This window comes from Pseudomonas sp. AP3_22 TE3818 (assembly GCF_053628995.1).
The window spans coordinates 2741254-2761064 of sequence record NZ_JBRJHL010000001.1; the positions used below are offsets into that span (position 1 = coordinate 2741254).

Genomic DNA, 19811 nt, shown 5'->3' on the forward strand with positions numbered 1-19811 from the left:
CCTGAGACACAGGAGCGGGTAATACCCCCAGTCCTGGCGAAGGGGGTATCAGGGTCGGTGCAAATACCTCTCTGGTTTTATCCCGCCGATGACACCCTCGCAGCCTGGGCAGGGTGACGCGATGTCACAAGGCCGATAAAGGAAATCGCCAGCGCCAGGCCAATGGTCGTGCTCACTTCGGTACGGTGATCAGGGGAGGCCATCATCACGGCCAGCGCCGCGCAGATGAACACGATCACCAACCAGGTGAGCCAGGGAAACAGCCACATGCGAAAGGTCAGCTCGACGTTCTGCCGACGCAACATTCGGCGCATGCGCAGCTGCGACACCGCAATGGCCAGGTACACCACCAAGGCAATCGCGCCGGAACTGGCCAGCAGGAACTCGAACAACCCGGCGGGCATGAAGTAACTCCACACGGTGATCGCCGCGCCCAGCACGGTGCTGGCGATGACTGCTGCCCGCGGCACGCCTTCGGAGGAGGTCGCCTTCAGCGCCTTCGGCGCATCGCCACGACGGCCCAGCGAGTACAGCATCCGCGAGGCAATGTAGATCGAGGAGTTCATGCAACTGGCGACGGCGATCAGCACCACCACGTCCACCATGAACTTGGCGTGGGGAATGTTCATGATTTCCAGTGCCCGCTGGTAGGAGCCTACCGAAGCCAACAGCGGGTCATTCCAGGGCACCACGGAGATGACCACGAAAATCGACAGCAGGTAAAACACCCCGATGCGCCAGATCACCGAACGGGTGGCCTTGGCAATGTTCTGCGAGGGATTGTCGGATTCGGCGGCGGCGATGGTGACCGCCTCGGTACCGATGAAACTGAACATGATGGTGATGAAGGCGCCGACTACCGCCGACAGCCCGTTTGGAGCAAACCCGCCGTGCTCGGCCATCAGGCCGCTCAATCCGCTGACTTCCCGATCGGGAACCCAGCCCATCAACACGGCAAAACCCACGCCGATGAAGCCGATGATCGCGACGACCTTGGCCATGGCGAACCAGAACTCGAATTCGCCGTACTTGGATACGCTGAACAGGTTTGTCACCACCAGTGCAATGATCGACACCAGGGCGAACAGCCAGGCATCGATCTGGGGAAACCACTGGTTCAATACATGACCGGCGGCCAGCGCTTCGATAGGGATCACCAGCACCCAGAACCACCAATAGAGCCAACCGACGGTGAAGCCGGCCCAACGGCCGATTGCCTGGTCGGCATAGGTGGAGAAAGAGCCGGTGTCCGGGTTGGCCACTGCCATTTCACCGAGCATGCGCATGACCAGAACGACGAGCAGGCCAGAGAATAGATAGGCCAGCAGGACCGCCGGGCCAGCCGCCGCAATGGCGTGTCCTGAGCCAACGAACAAACCGGCGCCGATAATACCGGCGATTGACAGCATTGTTACGTGACGAGGCTTGAAGCCCTGCGCCAATTGGCCACTCGAATCCTTGGAGCTCGGGCTAATCATTGGTTTTTTTCTCTGCCGATCGACATTTAAGCGGATGGATAGGGCAACAGATCATCATCATTGCTGCCTGCCGGGCTTCCTGAAAGAAGCACCCTTCAAACGCTGCAGTTCTTATCAAGCCCATCATCGTGACGTGGTCGTTTCGATGAAAAGGTGCGCCACCTTACCCGGCTTGTCCGATGATTCAGTTACCTGATCACGCCACATCCGTGTCTGATATCGACACAGGAAGACATTGTGTTCGCGATGAACACCAGTTAGTCACTAAGCGGCCATAGGGAATCATTTTGATTTGGCTATTGGTCGGCTTCTGCCTGACATGGCCGGCAGAAACCTAGCAATTTGTGGAACAGGCATCATCTCGGCGATGTTCAAGGAGGAGCAGGGCGCCGGATGCAGAATGGGTGATATTGACGTGGCTCAGGCCATTTCGAATTCCACTCAGGCGGGGAACCGGGCAATCCAGTGCCTGGCAATCTCTTCGCGCCGGCAGATCCACACTGCGTCGTGGCCTTGCACGTAATCGAGAAAGCGCGCCAGCGCCATCGCACGACCAGGATGGCCACTGATCCGCCCATGCAGGCCGACGCTCATCATCTTCGGGTGTTGCGCGCCCTCCTGCCACAGCAGATCGAAAGCATCCTTGAGCAGCCGGAAGAAGTCTTCACCGCAGGCGAAACCGTTCGGCAGTAGATAGCGGGCGTCGTTGTTGACCAGTGTGTAAGGGATCACCAGGTGGGCGGGCGAGCCCGGGAGCCAATAGGGCAGATCATCGTTGTAGGCGTCCGAGCTGTAGAGAAACCCGCCTTCCTCACGCAACAGGCGACGGGTGTTCCGGCTGACCCTTCCTGTGTACCAACCCACGGGGCGTTTACCGCAGGCCTGCTCGATCACGTCGAGGGTGAGGCGGATATGGCGCCGTTCCTGGTCTTCAGGCATGTCGCGATGGTCCAGCCAACGGTAGCCATGCCCGGCAATCTCGTGCCCGGCCGCGCAGAGCGCCTGGCCGATCGCCGGGGTGAGTTCCAGTGCCCGGCCGACGGCGAAGGCGGTCAGCGGCAGGCCTCGGGTGCGGAACAGTTCCAGAATGCGCCACACACCGGCGCGCGATCCGTATTCGTACATGCCCTCGACGCTCAAGTCCGGCTCCCCCACACGCGGCGGGCGGCCCGGTAGCTCGTGGAGCCAGGCCTCCGACTGGGGATCGCCATTGAGAAGGCAGGATTCCGCGCCTTCTTCGATGTTGAGTACGAACTGGACCGCGACGCGCGCCTCACCGGGCCATCGCGGGTGGGGTGGGCGGCCGCCATAACCGATGAGGTCGCGGGCGGACATCAGCCCAGCTCGAAGGTGGTGACGCCGAACACACGTTCGTGCGCGATCGCCGGAGGAGGGCCGAGGTACATGCGTGCGCAGCCGAACACCTCGGTCATGCCCTGTTGGTGCACGAGCGCCATCGCGGCGGGGTTGTTCTCCGGGGCATCGAGAAACAGCGGGCCACCCTGCGCAAATTCCGCCAGGCGCGCGTAGAGGGCATTGGCCGCCAGGGCGTCATCGGCGAACAGGGGGCCGATCTTGCAGCCTTCCCGGCAGCGCCTTATTACGCCATAGCCGCTCAGCCTGCCGTCGCGCCGGCAACCCACGGCGAGTGCATCGGCCTGGGCTATCCACCCGCTCAGGAAGGTTGCGCGCGGGGCGGGGAAGCAGGTGCGGTCGTATTCGACCACCTGATCGAACGGGAAGGCGGCCAACGGCACGATGTCCTGGTCACCTGCCTGGGAGGTCGTCGGGCGCTCGGTGATCTCGGCACGAAAACGCAGGTTGCGATGGGAGAAGACGAAGCCACCCTTGGCGTAGTAGTCCTGCATCGTGAAGACGCCGTCCATGCCGATGCTCGCGCCCGGGCGCAGGCGGGCGAGGAGTCGCTCGCGGCGTGCGTGCCAGAGGGTATTGCCCAGGCCCTGACTGCGATACTCAGGCCGGACGATGAAAAAACCCATGAAACCGAATTCGCCATGATAGGAGGTGATGGAACCGCCGCCGATCAATTCGCCGCCCCGGGACGCCGCGATGAAGGCGGCAGGGTCCGTGGCCCAGAACAGCTCGGCATCGTGAAGGCCGGGATTCCAACCCTCACGGGCAGCCCACTCGACGAGTTCGTCCAGCTCGGGACGGGTCATGTTGCGTATGACCAGTTGATTCGACACCGTGAAATGCTCCTCAGACGCTAATCGAGCGTGTGGTCCATCCCCGCCCGGAACCCTTTCGGTATAGCCTCAACCCGAGTATTGATCCAGCTCGTCACGTCGCCTTCAGGTGTTCACCGGGGCGCTTTCAAAAAGCGCTGTTCATGATCAGGATCCGGCAACAGGCAGGTGTCGTACTTCCCGAAGAGCCGATAACGATTGAGCGCAATGCGGTCGTAGGCCCAATCTCGAAGTTGGCGAGGGATGATGCGCAACAGGTTCATGGGGCGCCAGATTGCGGGCAACTGGGCAAAGACTTCGAAAAATGCTTGCGAACGCTCCCAGTAGTATCGGTCGCGGATCACCGCCATGCTGTGGAATTGATCCATGGGCAGGCCTGCCCAGGCGAGCAGAGCCTGTCCCTCGGGTGACTGAACCGCCGCCAACCGCACGCGCCGCTGGCGGTCATGGCGAATCACGAACCTCACCCAGCCGTTGCACAGCTTGCAGACACCGTCGAACAACACCACCGTCTCTCCGGGTTTGAGCAGCGGCGCGGGGGAGGGGAGGATTTTCGAGGCTGGCATGAGCGTGGGTCCAAGGGCGCCTGGGTATCCCGGATCATAACCGCGTGCCGGCGTTGAAGTCTGCAATTGGCCGATTCCACTGGCCACCCTGGAAAAGTGGACATCAGCATTCAGCCGCAGCAGTTGAACGCCGAGGCTCAAGAGAAAACCAAAAAGCTGGAGCGTGATGCAGCGGTTGCAGCGCAGTTACCCCGGCAAAACCGTAGTCTGAATAAGGCTGTGATCCGGGGGCACGCTTGGTGATTACCCGGTCCTACAGACAGTACTGGCTGGTAGGCAGCACGTCGATCTTGTCGAAATCGATGAATCGGCTGCAGCTGTCCATCATCGTCGCCAGGTTACGCTGGAATTTCGCTTCGTCGCCCACGGCATCGAAAAAGGCCCGGGGATCGGTCATGGCAGCGGGTGGAAAACATTCCTCGACGATGGCATCGATCCTTGGCGCACCGTGCGACAGCGCCAACACCACCAGATTTTGCACGTATTGGAAGTTGTCCTGCGTGTCTACGGCCACCTCAGTGTGATGGTTGCGCCAGATGTCCAGCCAGGCTTCGGGCGTCAGACGCGGAGGTCGGGTCAGCAGGGCCAACTGGGCGAACCCGTGAGTACGTTCACCGGGCGTTGAAGGGAAACGAGTATTGGCGATGGCTACCGACTCGCATACCAGGTAGGCAGCCATGCGTGCCGTTGCGGCCGTGATGACGCCGTCGAAAGGACGTCGAGCGGGCCCGTTGGCACTGTCCAGCCACAGCGACAGGCTGGCGTCGGGCAGTGGTCGGTTGTTTTCCTGGCGCAGTCCGGCTGCGGGCTGCACATCGACATCGGACAGGTTCAATTGCACGCCACAGGCACCGAGTGCCAGCAATTGCCCGGCGACTTCACTGCGCAGGCGATGGCTGAAGGTATCAGGAGTGACTTGAGTATCACGCCACAGCAGATAGATGACTTTTTCCATAGCTATCAAGCGCCTCGTTGTGATTGAAGGATGTAGCAACCGTGCAGACACGTGGGGAAAATACTGGCGTCATGGTTGATCAAACTCAGCCCTCGGTAATACCTCAAACAGACTATTCAACAAAAAAACAGGCGGGGAGATGCCGGCGCTTTGGGTTCGGACTCACGCTCGGTCTTTCTTCTGGCACTTTGCGAGTCAATCCCGATGATCGGCGCTGTCGTTCCCGGTACAGCGTTCTTCGAGTATGGGTCGTCGATTTCGAGCTCACGAACGAGCGTTCTTAGGCAACATGTGGAATCACCGTCAGGAACTCGATGATCGATGAGACCAAGGACGTCATCATTCGCTGGCAGCCTATTGAATGTCGGTGAGGGCGCGATCAATGTGCGTGTCTTCCCGATAAGTCGCACAACCGTTATGAAGCAAGTGCCACGTCAGTGGTGAGCTCTTCGGCGTGGCTTTCAACGCTTCCAACGTGCAACGCGTGCGCGAGGTCACTCACCCACCCAGGATAACGATAGCAAGGTGCCCTTCGATTTCATTAGACGTTTACAGGCAGTACAACTCAAGGACTATCATCGGGGCTGCAGGGTATGGACGATTCATTCTGGAGCAGGTTCGGGCTCGAACTGATTTTACGGACGTTCAATTCCACTTTCAGCACGAGGATGAATCATGTTTATGTGGATAGGAGCGGCGGCTAGGCCCTTCAGCCAGTTCATGATGGCAACGAGTATCAGCCTTATCGCAATCGTAACCAATGTGCAGGCTCAAGCCACACCTCAAGCCACTCAAGAGATAAAGGGCTTGCTGGACTTCGTCGAGCATAGTGAATGTCAGTTTGTGCGTAACGGGGACGAATTCTCCGGTCCCCGGGCTCGGGCGCATCTGGAGAAGAAGCTGAATTATCTCGAAGGCAAGAATATGGTGAACAGCGCAGAAGATTTCATCGATCTTGCTGCCACTAGAAGCAGTATGAGTGGCCGAGCCTATGAGGTGCGATGTCCAGAAGGCGCACAACCGGCACGCACCTGGCTGAAGAGGGAACTACAGAGGCAACGGCAGCTTCATTGATTTTTGCCACTCTGGCGTGAACTTGGTTCGCCTGCGAGCACGACTAAACCGTTTTCTCAGTCTCTCCTTGATGCCGATGAGTACAGGATGAAAATATGAGTAGCGGAAGTTCAAACACCAGAGCTGAGCGTTTTCGTATTCCGCGCACGATTTGGGCTCTTGGCTTTGTCAGCTTATTTATGGATCTATCATCCGAGCTGGTACACAGTTTACTGCCTGTGTTTTTGGTCACGACATTGAGTGCGAGTGCATTGGCCGTCGGAGTAATCGAGGGTATTGCCGAGTCGACCGCCATGCTCGTCAAGATATTTTCCGGTGCTATCAGCGACTTTATGGGGCGGCGCAAAGGATTGCTGTTGCTAGGATATGGTTTAGCTGCTCTGACCAAACCACTTTTTCCTCTGGCTCACTCCGTTGAAGTGGTCTTTACCGCACGCTTTCTGGATCGAATTGGCAAAGGCATTCGTGGGGCACCACGAGATGCTCTGATCGCAGATGTGTCGCCACCAGAAATCCGTGGTGCCTGCTTTGGACTGCGGCAGTCGATGGATACCGTAGGGGCTGTTCTTGGACCTGCTCTGGCCATCGTGCTCATGTTATGGCTCGCAGATATACAGCTTGTCCTGTGGTTTGCAGTTATTCCGGCAGCTGTGGCGGTGGTTCTCATTGTCACAGGCGTAAAAGAACCCACACACCTCCCGAGCGAACACAAATTTCGATCTCCAATACATTGGGGAGTCCTTCACGACTTCTCCTCTGGGTATTGGTGGGTGGTCATGATTGGAGGGGTGTTTACGCTTGCTCGTTTCAGCGAGGCGTTCCTGGTATTACGAGCACAACAGATAGGCCTGTCGATTACCTGGACTCCGCTGGTGATGGTGGTAATGGCGCTTTTTTATACGCTGTCTGCTTATCCTGCCGGCTGGCTATCTGACCGCATCCGTCGCACCAAACTGCTCTGCTTGGGTATGGGGTTGCTTGTCATGGCGGATCTGGTACTCGCTCAGTCCAGTTCTGTCATAACTATGATGTTGGGTGTTGTCTTGTGGGGGCTTCATATGGGATTTAGCCAAGGCATTCTTGCCTCGCTGGTAGCTGATCAAGCTCCCACGGAAATGAAGGGCACGGCCTTCGGCATTTTCAACCTTGTCAGTGGTATATGCATGCTGATTGCCAGCGTTCTTGCAGGCTGGCTTTGGCAAAGCATTGGGTCAGACAGCACTTTCTTCACTGGTGCACTGCTTTCCACAACAGCTCTGTTCTTGCTGTTATTCAAGAAACAGTAAGCACAAACAAAGAGCAAAACAAATGATCCTGAATGAACAGCTTACGGTTACAGGTATTACCCGATGTTCCGGATATAAATGCATTCTCCCTGGCGGTGAAAGACTGCTTCTGGCCGATTGTGGCCTGTCACGAAGGGGGGCTATCAACCCATGGCTGGCGGTCAGCTATGGCTGAAATTGGCCGTTTTCTGCCTCCCCCGACGGACACACAGCCACTCAAAGCTGCCTGTCTGAAATCGTCATTGAGTGAACCAGGGACAGTCGCTTCTTGGTAGTCCTTTTTTCAACGTTCAAAGATGCCTACAACGCCGAGAGTGATTTACTTCTCCAATGTCGGCATGGCAGAGGTCGAGACAGGATTCATGAGGCGCAAAAACTATCAGGTTCTATTGGGACGTTCGGGGCGGCTACGACCAGAGTGAAATGAGCAATCCCATCGTGGTCTGAAAGGCTTCAGGGGGGAACGATGGTTGCCACCCCCTAAAACCTGCTGCCACCCAGCCTTGTTATTGCTTAAGCTGCCAAGCTGTAGTGCTGGCAGCTGCCTTGAACTTCGCACGGTTTTCCGGTGTGGCCGGTGGTTCTGAATCGCCAAAAATGGCTTTGAGCCAGTGGCCATCGGTAGGGTTCGGAAAGATGATGAACTTGCGGCCAAACTGCTCCTTGTCTTCAGTCATAAGGCTATTACGTTGTTTAACGTCAGCGACGTAATACTTGCGCTTAAAGTCGTTGAGGTTGTCACCCAGCATCACCACCACATCGTAATCCTTGGCGATCTCTGATTGGCGTGGTTCCTTGTTGGAGCTGTCGCGATAAACCGTCAGGTGTTTATCATCGGCAAATGGAAGATTGTTTTTCCGAAGATTCGCCAACGCGTATTCAAAGGTTTTTTCGCCTTGGTCACGGCTGGTCACGTAAAAAACCTCCACCCCCTTCGATTGTGCATAGCTCAAGAAATCCACCGCGCCAGGCGTGGCAACCGGGCCATTGTCAGCCACCCATCTATCCCATGCTGCATCGTCGAAAAACTCTTTGTTGGCATTGATCATATAGCCCCAATAGCTGTTGCTACTGAGCACTGTATCGTCGACATCGCTGATGATAGCTAAAGGTCGGTCACCCGCTTTGTGAGCCTGGAGGGCTCGATCCAGTTGCATTCTTGCTACGTTGAACCCTTGATAATAAAGCGCTTCAAACTCGGCGGCTGTTTGCTTCCAGGCGACGGCTGCCGTTAAAAGATTTGAAGGCGGGTTGGCGACTTCCTCGGCAAAGGTGGGAGCACCGTGAAGCATCATTAGAGAGAGGAGTAAGGGGGAGAGCAGGTTTTTGTTTGTTTTTATTTTCATATTCGAGCCCTTGGAACGCGTATTGAACCACTTCGGAAAATGCTGCCAAGGTGTTCTATATCAGCCCGCGTTTGAGCTCAACGCCGGTGTCGCATTTCTAGATTAATCGGGCGTAATTCTTGTCATTATTCTGTAATAAAGTCACAATGAGCCGAGTCGCCACCCATTTCAGTTGACCTGCGAGTGACCGCTTCTGACCGAGGCTGTGTGAAAACGTTTTAGAGCAAGTTTGACAGTCAGAATCGGAACGAAAGTCGCGTTCCTACGCAAATTTCAGGTCTTGCTGACTAACCAAACGCTGGCAGATTTTACGTAGCAACGCAGACTTCAAAACGGTGCATGCGTTTTCACACAGCCTGGGCCGGTTGCTGCCTGTCGCAAAGGTCTGAAAGGCAACGTGACATGCGTCCGAGCCTCACCTTCAATGAATCGCTTCATGATCGCCCCCAATACGATCTAGACGATCAAAAGGTTAGACAAACACTGGCGTTTTCACACGGCCTGGACCCATAGCTGCCGGTCAAGTCAAATGCAAACAGAGGCTCAAGTGGCGTGCAATTTCACCCCATAGAGCTCTAAAACCCAGGCGGCGGCGGAAAAGGCAAAATACCGGGTGGAGGTGGAGGTGATTTGATCCGTGGCGGTTCGGGTAAGGTCGGCAGACGACTACTGATAGGTGGTTCAGGAGGAGATGGCAGGTTTTTTTTGCCAGGAAGATCTGGCGGGGGTAGTACCGGTTTCGCACTTGAGAGCGCGGATGAGAGAGATGGCTGAGGCAAAGGCGGCGGCACTGGCAACTTTGGTAGTGCACGTTGAGGCGGGGGCAACCGCTCAACAACGGATTTGATCTTCTGGACTATAGCCTGGACGACTACCTGTTTGGCCGTATCCGCCAGTTCCTCGGATACGGCGCGAATGATTTCGGGCAGGGTGGCACCGTCGGTGGTCACGCCGATGTTGGAGAGATACAGCGGAGGAAGCGGTACGGTAAGCCTGTCTGCGGATAACGGGATGTTCAGTGAAATCGACCCCCCCATTATGGTCAGGTCGCGAATGATGACCTTGCGCATGGAGTTTCCCGCCCGAATAGCGGCCGGTGTGCCGGAGTAAAACCGGGCATTCTGCTTGATGGTCTCCAGGTTACTCTTGGCTGTCGGATTTTGTGCCTGGTAAGTGATCTGCGGGGCAATCAAGGTCGCGGCTTCTACGACGATGGGGCCACTGCCGAAAAGGGAGCTACGTTCCACTTGCAGGGCGATACGGTTCACCACGACAGCATAAGGCGATGAGAAATTATTTGGGTTGCCTACGGTAAGCCCATCTAGCGTGCCAGCACCTGTAAAAGGCGAGAATTGGACACTGCCCACGAGCACTGAAGTTTGGGTGGCCAGCCCACCTTCGTTCTCGACGGCAGATTGGATAGCGGGTTCGAACTGGGTCAAGAAAATCCCCAACGCAGTACAGGCCGCGGCGACCAAGGCAATCAGGGTTACCCCTAGAATTTTCCACATGGTGTTGGTTGTTCCATGAAGACGCGCACCAGGCAAAGCCAGGCGCGCGACTGGGTAAAAAATGAGATGGGGCCTGTTCGACGAAGCTCAGATTGATGATGAATGCACGAAACAGAGCCACAGAGGTCGGATCGTTCCTTACCGGCGGAAATTGCACGAGCGACCTCCAGCGGCAAGGGCTCGTGCATTTCCGGCGCCTTGCTACTCAGGAACCAGGGAGGTGTCTGCCATCACCCGCTGGGCGTCAGCCGTTACGCCGCGACGTACCTTGAACCATGCGGCGTACAATGCCGGGACGAAGAAAATCGTTAGCAGTGTCGCCACGGTAAGCCCCCCCATAATCGCAATCGCCATCGGCCCCCAGAACACACTTCGCGTGAGCGGGACCATTGCGAGGACGGTGGCCAGCGCCGTCAGCATCACCGGACGCGCTCGGTGAATGGCGGCATCCAGCACAGCATTCCAGGGGTCGCGGCCCTCAGCGATCTCGATTTGTATTTGATCGATCAGAATCACCGCGTTTCGCATAATCATGCCACCCAGAGCGATAATGCCCAGGATCGCGACGAAGCCTAGCGGCGATTGAAACACAAGCAGAGCCGGCACCACACCGATCAAGCCCAGCGGTGCGGTCAGCATCACCATCCACATGCGGGAAAAGTTCTGCAGTTGCAGCATGAGTAACAGCAGGATGGTGATCAGCATCAACGGAGCCACCGCGAGCAGCGCCTTGTTGGCCTTGTCACTTTCCTCAACCGCTCCGCCTGGATCGATGCGGTAACCGGTCGGCAGCTTGGCTTCAATGTCCTTGAGCAACGGCTGGATTTCCTGCGTCACCGATACACCTTGCTCTCCATCCTTCACGTCGGCACGCACAGTGATCGCCATGTCGCGGTTACGGCGCCACAGTACTGGCTCTTCCAGTTCAGCGCGCACCTGGGCGACTTGCGACAGCGGCACCACTGTGCCCTGGCGTGTGTAAAGGTTGATGTTTTTCAGTGTGTCGAGGTTCAAGCGTTCCTCTGGCACGGCACGGGCCACGATGTCGATCAGGTCCTCGCGCTCACGCAGCTGCGACAGGGTTGCGCCGTTCATCACGGTCTGGGTCGCCAGCGACACGTCGGCCGGCGTGAGGCCAAGCGTGCTCGCCTTCTCCTGATCAAGCTCCACTTTCAGTGTTCGCACCGGGTCATTCCAGTCGAGCTGGAGGTCGCGCACCTTCGGATTGGACGCCACTACCTTCTCTACGTCGCGGGCGATCTTGCGCACCACCTGGGTATCGGGGCCTACGACGCGGAACTGCACCGGGTAGCCGACAGGCGGCCCCAACTCGAGCCGGGTCACGCGCACCCACGCCTGCGGGAATTGTTGGTCAGCCGAGGCCACCAGCCGCGCACGTACTCGCTCGCGTGCCTCCAGATTTTTGGTCATCACAACGAACTGGGCAAAACCCGGATTGGGCAGCTCGGGGTTGAGCGAGAGATAGAAGCGCGGTGCGCCAGCGCCGGTGTAGGCGGTATAGAAACGCACGTCCTCGTCTTTCGCCAGGATCTCCTCCATATGTTTGACCTGCTGGGTCGTCGCGGCGAACGAGGAGCCTTCCTTGACACGCAGGTCAATGACCAGTTCAGGACGCGAACTGTTGGGGAAGAATTGCTGCGGCACCAGCTTGATACAGGCCAGAGCGAGCACCAGAGCACCCACCGTCGCACCGATGACCACCCAGCGGCGCTCGATGGCGGCGTCGATCAGGCGGCGCAGGTTGCGGTAAAACCTGGTGTCGTGCGGATCAGCGTGCTGGTGCGTGCCCAAGTCGTTGGGCAGCATCTTGACCGCCAGGTACGGTGTGAAGATGCCGGAACAGATCCACGAGAACAGCACCGCGGCGCCGACGATCCAGAAAATGCCCCCCGCGTACTCGCCGGTGGTGGACTTCGAGAGGCCGATCGGCAGGAAGCCCACGACCGTGATCAGCGCGCCCGTCAGGCGCGGCATGGCGGTGGACTGATAGGAGAAGGCGGCGGCCTTCACGCGATCCATGCCGGTTTCCATCTTCGCCACCATCATCTCGATGGCGATGATGGCGTCATCCACCAGTAGTCCCAACGCGATAATCAGTGAGCCGAGGGAGATGCGCTCGAGGTTCCAGCCCATCGCCAACATCACCAGCGCCACGCCGCCCAGCACCAGCGGCACTGTGGCCGCGACCACGAGGCCTGCGCGCCAGCCCAGACTGGCCAGGCTCACCGCAATCACGATGATTAGCGCCTCGGCCAGCGCACGCCCGAAGTCCAGGATTGCGTCCTTCACCGTGGTGGGCTGGTCGGCCACGAGTTCCAGTTCCACGCCATGCGGAAGTTCCGACTGGATCTTGGCGACTGCCATGTCCATCGCCTTGCCAAGGTCCACGATGTTGCCGTCGCTGGTCATTGTGATGCCGAGCATCAGAACTGGCTGGCCGTTGTGGCGTACCGTGTAGGTCGGCGGATCCTCGAAGCCACGTGTAACGGTTGCGATGTCGCCGAGCTTGATCAGCCGGCTGCCCGCGGAGATGGGCACATTGCGGATAGCCTCCTCGCTGGCGAATTGGCCGCTCACGCGCACCATGACGCGGTCGCCTCGGGTGTCGATCTGGCCTGCGGGCAACATCGCGTTCTGGCTCTTGAGGCTTTCGGCGATGGCCAGCGGTGTAATGCCCAGCGCTGCCAGGCGTTCGTGTGAGAACTCGACGTAGACACGCTTGGCCTGCTTGCCGATGAGATCGATCTTTTTGACCATCGGCACCTTCAGCATCTGGCGCTTGATGTCCTCGGCCGCGTCCGACAGGTCGGCGTGGCCGACACCGTCGCCCTTGACCGCGTACATCAGGCCATACACGTCGCCGTACTCGTCGTTGAGGATCGGGCCGATCACGCCGTCGGGCATCTCGAGGCTCAGGTCGTTGAGTTTCTTGCGCGCCTGGTACCAGGCTTCGCGCTGGTCAGCCTTGGAAGTGCCGCCGCGCACGGTGAGCGTCATGCCGGCATAGCCTTGCCGCGCGTAGGTGACAACCTTCTCGAAGTTGTCGATCTGCTCGAATTTCTTCTCCATACGGTTGAGGACCTGGTCCTGCAACTGCTGGGCAGTGGCGCCCGGCCAGATGACCATGGCGGTCATGGAAGGCACGGAAAAGTTCGGATCCTCGAGCTGGCCGAGCCGGGTGAAGCTGAAGGCACCGGCCACCGCGACAATGAGGAGCATGAACAGAACGATGGCGCGATGGCGCAGCGCCCAGTCGGTGAGGTTGAAATTGTTCATCGAGTGGCCTGCTGCGTGGTATTCGCGTCAACAATCGCCGCGCCGGGAAGCGCGACCTTCAGTCCGGACGTCATCTTCTGGACACCGGCGGTGACGATCAACGCGCCAGCCTGCGGCCCGGAGACGAGCACCTGGTCGTTGCGGTAACCCCAAACTGCCACACGCTCCAGATCGACGATGCCTAAGGGGTCCTTGCCCGTGGGCGTGACCACCCACAGCGCCGGCTGACCGCCGTTCTGTGTCAATGCCGTGGCTGGCACTGCCGCCACAGACACACTGGTCATCACTCGCTCGGCCATCACCGTGGCGGTGGCGCCCAGCGGCAGTGCCTGTAACGGCTTGAGCCGCGCGCGATAGGTGCGTGTCTGCGCTGCCGCCTGTGGCGACAGCTCGCGCAGCGTGACATCGAAAATCTCGTTCGGCGCACTGGCCAGCGAGGCCTTGAAGCGCGCTTCCTTGAAGACCGCCAGTTGATCCTCGGGCACGTCGATGACGATCTCGGATTCGCCCGGGTTCGCGATCGAGACAACCGGTTGACCCTCCGGCACGACCTGCCCTGCCTCAAAGCGCACAGCCGTGACGACGCCGCTGCGCGAGGCGCGCAGCACGGTGTACTTGAGCCGGTTGCGCGCGAGTTCGAGCTTTCGCGCTTCGGCCTCGGCGGTCGCATGCGCGGTCTGGGCATTGGTATGCGCGCGCTCGGCATCGGCCGCACTGACCGAGCCGTCAGCCTTCAGCGCGGACAGGCGCTGATTGTCCGAGTCGGCTTGGCGAGTCTGCTCGACGGCAACCGACCACTGTTGTCGCGACGTTTCTTCAGCGAGGCGGTAGTCGCTATCATCCAGCACAGCCAGGATGTCGCCTTCACGCACAAACTGGCCTACGTCGACCTTGCGCTGGTCTACCTTGCCACCCACGCGGAAGGCCTGGTCGACCTCATGTCGCGACTGTACGGTGCCCACATAGCGACTGATGTCGCGGGCATTGTCGTAGCTGATTGCAACGGTGCGCACCGGTCGTGGTGCCTGCACAGAGGGCTGGTCGGGGCTACACGCGGACAGCATGACCGCTACGGCCAAGGCGCCGGCCGCAGTAAGGGAATTCTTCAAGACGGTTCCTCTTTGGAAAACGACAGATTCTTAGGAAAGTGGTGGCCGTTCGGCTTTGGCGGATGCGGTTGGGTTGGAGGGGTGTTCGAACACCTGCCAGCCCCCGCCCAGTGCCTTGTAAAGCTGCACGCTATCAAGCAGCAGGCGGGTGTTGCTTTCGTTGGAACTCAGGCGTGCCGCCAGGCGCGCGCGCTGCGAATCCAGCAGGGGCAACAGGTCGATCTGCCCGCGGTTGTAGAGCGACTGGGCGCGACTTTGCGCCGTCTCTGCGGAAGCGGCGGCCAATTGCAGCGACCCGGAACGGCGGCGCTCCTGCGCAAGCGTGACCAAGGCGTTTTCCACATCCTCAAGTGCACGCACGATGCCGTCTTCGGCGCGTAGTACTGCCTCTTGTTGAGCGCTTTCGGCCGCATCGTTGATTGCTTGCGTGCGTCCGGCGTTGAAGAGCGGCATTGCCAGCAGACCCGCGACATTGGTGAAGCGCGCAGCACCAAGATCGGCTCCGTTCAGGTTCAGACCCTGGCGGCCAAAGGACGCACCGAGAAAGAGTTGCGGGAACCACTCAGCTTTCGCTTGCTGACGACGTGCATTGGCAGCGTCGAGTTGAGCCATCAACGCCAGCACGTCAGGTCGGCGTTGCAGTAATTCGGCCGGCTGCCCGGGCTTGGCCTCAGGCACATCAGTCATATCGCCGCTCGCGGGCTGAATGTTGGTGCTGTTGAAAGACTGGTCGGCGATCAACACCGCGATTCGGTGGCGGGCCACCGCCACTTGGGTCTCCAGCGGCGGAATCTGCGCCCGCGCCGACAAGGCGTCGGTTTGGGCGCGTTCGACGTCGAAGGCGGATGCCAGCCCCACCTGTTGACGTGCGGTAACCAAGCGCAGCGTTTCATCCTGCATCGCCGAGATTGCTCGTAGCGTTGCAACCTGGCGTTGCGCGCCGACCAGTGTGAAATAGTTGCTGACGACATCGCTTATCACCAGCAGGCGTACTCCCCGCATGCTGTGTTCCGCGGCTAGCGCATCGGCGTCAGCCGCCGCCGCGCCGGCTCTAAGGCGGCCACTCAGGTCGAGTTCCCACGAGACGTCCAAGCCCGCACTGGCGGTCTTGATATCCGGATACCCCTGTTTTATGGCCGAATTGAAGCCGGTGCTGCGGTCACTGCCGGAGACCGACGCACCGACGCTTGGAAGTAGCCAGGACTGGCTGACCGTTTCTCCAGCACGCGCGGCACGCAACCGTTCGGCGGCAATCTTGACGTCGCGGTTCTCCCGCGCGGCTCGACGGACCAGGTCCGTCAGCAATGGGTCGTGATAGACCTCCCACCACGCCGCCTCGGGCTCCATCTCGGACGCCGTACTCGCGGTGAAGTTACTCGGCAAGTCGACCGAGGGCTTGACAACCGGTGTGGAGCAGCCGGAAAGGGCGATGGCGATCGAAGTGGCCAAGGCTGCCGCCAGGGCGAACGCGGTTGGGCACTTGGTGCGTTGCAAGGATGTCCCATCCGCATGGCGGGGCAGCGGATGGAGGGTGGAAAGTCGCGGCATTAGAAATGGACTCGTGTAGTTCGAGGTGGCGTCAGCGTAGGGGGCTGCGTGCGCAAAGTCGTCAGCGAACCGTCAGCATTCGGTCGCCATGCGCTTTGTCTGTCGATGCTGGAAAGGATCATTCACCATCGCTTTCTATCGCCTGCTCACCGGCTGCTGTCGCCAGATCCTCGCCAATCGACTCCAGCAACTCTTCGGCGCACGAGAACTCGCGCTGACGTCCGGTGACCAGGTTTTCGAGTCGGCCCATCAGGGCCTCCGGTCCGGCATCACTGCGCAGCTTGACGACGTATGCGCGGCGGCTCGGGTATTTGGATTCAGGGTTAAGGCTCATCGCAGACCTGGGGTTCTAGAAGGTTCGATGCCAGCGTAAGCCGTCCCCCTGGTTCGAGTCGTAAGCAAAAGGTCAGACTTCGGTCGGATGACCTGCGCTCCCACAACCGTCACTTCAAGCCCGATTAGCAGCCTCAATCAGCGAGCGTGCACGTTTGACCTGTTCGGTTGCATGCGTTTCGGGTAACTGATCAATCAGCATCACCAATGCTTGGCGATCCGCGGGTACGGCGTCGTGGTACTCGCATAATTCAATCAGCGCGAGCAGCTCCAGCCACAATGCTTCCTGGTCGCGTGCCTCTTCAATCGCAGCCCGTACCGCCGCGTTACTGGCATCCGACCGATCCTGAGCTCGAGCGATCGCGGCCTCCAACAGCAACAGCTGCGGCAGGTATACGCGTTCGCCCAATTCCTCTCCCACCCGGAGGGCTTCCTGCAATTCAACGTGCGCTGCGTCGTAATCGCCTGTCAGTAGCAGCGCCTCGGCGGCGTAGCCGAGTACCTCGCTGGCACCGGAGCGCATACCGAGTCCAGTGTGTTCCTCGTAGGCCTCACGGATGTGACGGTAGCCGTCGTGGGGGGCACCGTTGCGCGCGTCGGCCCAGCCGCGCCACCAGCGGCAAGCCGTGCGCCCAAGCGCGAGCGAATATTCATCGACGAGCTTCTGCATGTCATCAGCCAGCGCTGCCACCCGCACAGAGTTTCCCAGTCGTACCTCGATCAACACCTCCTGCCAGGTAGCGACCAGCCATGTCATAGGTTGTCGAAGCGTATGCGCGCGGGTTCGTGCCTGCTGCATATGGGTTCGCCCTTGCTCAATCAGACCAGACCGAACCAGCTCGATGGCCAGCATACCGTGCAGCATGACCTGGGGATCTGCCGCAAAGATCTCGTTTGTCCCTATGCCCAGCGGCTCGGCGATCGCGAGGGCGCGCTCTAACCCGCTGCGTGTCATTTTCGTGCGGCCCTGGAGGTGATGCACCTCGCCCTGAACGATGCATGCCGCCAGCATGAGCTCTTGGTCGTTTGCGTTAAGGGAGAGAGCTTCAGCACGCTCTGCCACTTCCAACGCCTGCAAATAGTCGCCGCGTAGACCGAGTAGATAGCCGAATCCGTGCAAAAGGCGACCGCGCATGGGGTGCTCGGGGACTTCCACTAGCAGGGTGTAACCCCGCTCGAAAGCGCCCTTGGCCTTGCTGCCGACACCAAACATGTGGAAAGCCGAAACCCCCTGCAACGTGGCCAAGGTAATTTCGAGCGTATCGCGTTCCGCTCCTTCGGGGGCCTGCATAAGTAGGGCCAAGGCGCGCTCAGTGAGGCCGATGCACAAGTCCGGGCTGAAGTGCAGTAGCGCGGCTTCTGCCGCCTCGGCGTAATAGCGCAGCGCGATCATCGGCAGCCGAGCACGGTCGAAGTGCATCGCCAGTTCCGAGGCCGCAACCGGCACACCGGTCGAGCGCTCGCGTTCGAGGGCAGTGCCAACCTGGCGATGGAGATCGACGCGCAACGAACGCGGTGTGCGTTCGTACAGCACCTGACGGAAAAGGGCATGGCGGAACGAGTAAGGCAGCTCTACCGCTTCGTCAACATCGGGTGTCCGCGATTGTGTGAGCCATACCTGCTCACGCATCAGTTCCTCACAGGCACCGATCACCGAAGAGAGATTGCGCTCGAGGGCGAGCGAAACCGTCTCAATCCGGAAATCGGACCCGCACACCGCAGCCGCGCAGAGAAGTGTTCGTTGCTCGGGAGCCAACTTGGCAATGTAGTGATCGATGATGGCCGCCAGGTTCTCGGGAACCGCCAGATCCGCCAGCCGAGCTTCGATGGTGGTTTCGTCCTCTTTTACATCCATCACTTCAGTGATGATTGAGGAAACGAACAACGGTACGCCGTCGGTCCGTTCGTGCAGGGCGCGCACGAAGGCTTCATCGCATGCCAGTGAGGCTGAACGCAGCGCCACATAGTCGGCGACCTCGGTTTCGGAAAACGGGTCGAGTACCACTTCCTCGCACAAGCGTTGCAGACGCAGTTCGTGACGTAATGAGCTGAGTGGATGTTCGAGAGCCACCACTTCGGCAAGACGGAAGCTTGATAGCCACATGAGCCGTGCGGGGCCACGGCGTCGCGCCATGTAGTTAATCAACTGAACCGTCGCCCGGTCGCTCCAGTGCAGATCTTCGGTTACCAGCAACAGCGGGCGCAGCTCTGTGAAGCGGTCCAACAATTCACCAAATTCCCTCAGCATGCGTTCCGGGCCGACGCCGGCCAGCTCGCGCCGCAATGTGTCTCGTTCCTGCGTGCTACTCAGCCACGGCAATTGCAACAGCCAGGTGGGTGCTACTTCGCGCAACAACGCTGGCAGGGTCGGGTCGCTGCGGCACAGATCGGCCAACGCCTCCAGTACCGGCAGGTACGGTTCGCCGGTGCCGAAGTGCTCCATGCAGTGACCGCGTGCGCAAGCGATGCCGCCAAGGCCGGCGAGGAAATGTTCGATCAACGTGGTCTTGCCGATCCCCGGCTCTCCAGCAAGCAAGACCACGGCCCGCAGGCCGCCACCGGCCCGCTCCCAGGCCCGTTGCAGCCTGGCGATCTCGGCAATGCGACCGATGAATGACGGCAACGTAGGTGAGGTGGCTGCCAAAACGGCCGTGTCAGCAGGTGGCATCGAAGAAGCAGAGGACGACACGGAGAGAAAGCGATAGCCGCGCCGCGACACCGTCGCGATAAAACGAGGGTGCTTGGGGTCATCGCCCAACACCTTGCGCAGATCGCTGATGGCCGTTTTCAGGACTGAATCACTGACAAATCGATGCCCCCACACGGCATCCAGCAAAGCGTCTTTGGATACCAACGACCCCGGCTGCCGGGCGAGCACACATAACAATAAGAAAGGGGTCGGCGCCAATGCCACCGCTTGCCCATTACGCAACAGGCAAGCGTTGGCCTCGTCGAGTTCAAACTCGCCGAAGCCCAGCAGAGCGGGGGTCGGATGGGACTGCGGACGCGCCACGGGTAATTCCTGAAAACTTAAAACAGGGTGCTGAAAATTCGCACGGGATCGGTCGTCTTCGACCTGGTTTCGGCCCGTCGCGGTGACG

General features: G+C 59.4%; 14 protein-coding genes. 2 read left to right on the plus strand and 12 right to left on the minus strand.

Annotated features, from left to right (window positions below):
• Positions 1-77 precede the first annotated feature (77 nt).
• The 5 genes from gabP to AB7M25_RS12500 all read right to left on the minus strand — a co-directional run bounded on the left by gabP (position 78) and on the right by AB7M25_RS12500 (position 5206).
• The gene (gene gabP / locus AB7M25_RS12480; protein WP_429384770.1) at positions 78-1478 is read right to left on the minus strand and encodes a GABA permease; all 1401 of its coding nucleotides are present in this window, start codon (positions 1476-1478) and stop codon (positions 78-80) included.
• Positions 1479-1919: 441 nt separating this feature from the next.
• Positions 1920-2813, minus strand: coding sequence for a polysaccharide deacetylase family protein (locus AB7M25_RS12485; RefSeq protein ID WP_454237381.1), 894 nt, complete (start codon positions 2811-2813; stop codon positions 1920-1922).
• The gene (locus AB7M25_RS12490; protein WP_454237382.1) at positions 2813-3685 is read right to left on the minus strand and encodes a GNAT family N-acetyltransferase; all 873 of its coding nucleotides are present in this window, start codon (positions 3683-3685) and stop codon (positions 2813-2815) included. The genes AB7M25_RS12485 and AB7M25_RS12490 overlap by 1 nt, the downstream gene beginning before the upstream one ends.
• A gap of 113 nt (positions 3686-3798) precedes the next feature.
• A complete protein-coding gene (locus AB7M25_RS12495) occupies positions 3799-4251 on the minus strand; it encodes a thiol-disulfide oxidoreductase DCC family protein (protein WP_429560733.1) in 453 nt (150 codons plus the stop codon).
• A gap of 253 nt (positions 4252-4504) precedes the next feature.
• Positions 4505-5206: an EthD domain-containing protein gene (locus AB7M25_RS12500; RefSeq protein ID WP_429384759.1), complete on the minus strand. Its 702-nt coding sequence runs from the start codon at positions 5204-5206 to the stop codon at positions 4505-4507.
• A 720-nt stretch (positions 5207-5926) separates the two neighbouring features.
• Here AB7M25_RS12500 and AB7M25_RS12505 point away from each other — a divergent pair.
• Positions 5927-6280: a YfeK family protein gene (locus tag AB7M25_RS12505; RefSeq protein WP_429384891.1), complete on the plus strand. Its 354-nt coding sequence runs from the start codon at positions 5927-5929 to the stop codon at positions 6278-6280.
• A 95-nt stretch (positions 6281-6375) separates the two neighbouring features.
• Positions 6376-7566, plus strand: a complete 1191-nt coding sequence (locus tag AB7M25_RS12510; RefSeq protein WP_429384757.1) for an MFS transporter — start codon at positions 6376-6378, stop codon at positions 7564-7566.
• Positions 7567-8072: 506 nt separating this feature from the next.
• On the opposite strand, the gene AB7M25_RS12515 is transcribed toward AB7M25_RS12510, so the two are convergent.
• The 7 genes from AB7M25_RS12515 to AB7M25_RS12545 form a co-directional block, all read right to left on the minus strand.
• A complete protein-coding gene (locus tag AB7M25_RS12515; protein ID WP_008002486.1) occupies positions 8073-8912 on the minus strand; it encodes a 5'-nucleotidase, lipoprotein e(P4) family in 840 nt (279 codons plus the stop codon).
• A 575-nt stretch (positions 8913-9487) separates the two neighbouring features.
• Positions 9488-10423: a hypothetical protein gene (locus tag AB7M25_RS12520; RefSeq protein ID WP_454237383.1), complete on the minus strand. Its 936-nt coding sequence runs from the start codon at positions 10421-10423 to the stop codon at positions 9488-9490.
• Between the two features lie 201 nt (positions 10424-10624).
• Entirely contained in the window at positions 10625-13720 is a 3096-nt protein-coding gene (locus tag AB7M25_RS12525) for an efflux RND transporter permease subunit (RefSeq protein WP_454237384.1), read from the minus strand.
• Positions 13717-14829, minus strand: a complete 1113-nt coding sequence (locus tag AB7M25_RS12530) for an efflux RND transporter periplasmic adaptor subunit (protein WP_429560706.1) — start codon at positions 14827-14829, stop codon at positions 13717-13719. Before AB7M25_RS12530 ends, AB7M25_RS12525 begins: the two co-directional genes overlap by 4 nt.
• A 30-nt stretch (positions 14830-14859) precedes the next feature.
• On the minus strand, positions 14860-16377 hold the full coding sequence (locus AB7M25_RS12535) for an efflux transporter outer membrane subunit (protein ID WP_454237385.1): 1518 nt from the start codon (positions 16375-16377) through the stop codon (positions 14860-14862).
• 118 nt (positions 16378-16495) lie between these two features.
• Entirely contained in the window at positions 16496-16711 is a 216-nt protein-coding gene (locus AB7M25_RS12540; protein ID WP_429384746.1) for a hypothetical protein, read from the minus strand.
• Between the two features lie 114 nt (positions 16712-16825).
• Positions 16826-19723 (minus strand): ATP-binding protein, encoded by a 2898-nt coding sequence (locus tag AB7M25_RS12545; protein ID WP_454238350.1) that lies wholly within the window; start codon positions 19721-19723, stop codon positions 16826-16828.
• Positions 19724-19811: the final 88 nt, after the last annotated feature.